At 72.3% G+C, this 296-nt stretch carries 1 pseudogene; it reads right to left on the bottom strand.

Features of this window, described 5'->3' with window-relative positions:
* Positions 1-21: 21 nt before the first annotated feature.
* Positions 22-296 (bottom strand): annotated as a pseudogene (locus ACLEQD_RS45375) (DUF4388 domain-containing protein); the annotation flags it as partial.

Below are 296 nucleotides of genomic sequence, written 5' to 3'. Positions count from 1 at the left end.
CCTGAGCGCACCCTCCGGCCCTCAGCTCCCGCCCAGGTCCGCCAGGTTCAACCCGTAGGGATCCGTGGTCGTCCGCCTCGGTGCGGGCTCCACCGCTCCCGGTGCCAGCGGGGCCACGCGGATCAACCCCGCGGCCCTCAGCCGCTCCACGGAACGTGACGCGGCCAATTCCCCCATCGCCGCCGTGCGCAGCGCCTGACGGATGCTCCGGCTGCCTCGCAGCTTCGAATACAATACAGGTCGTCCGCCGTCAGGTCCGGCGGGGCAGGGCGGGGGATGGGCTCGAACACCAGCCT

This window comes from Corallococcus sp. 4LFB (genome assembly GCF_046520365.1).
In the GTDB taxonomy this organism is placed as follows: domain Bacteria; phylum Myxococcota; class Myxococcia; order Myxococcales; family Myxococcaceae; genus Corallococcus; species Corallococcus caeni.
This window is presented reverse-complemented; position numbering and strand designations above follow the sequence as displayed.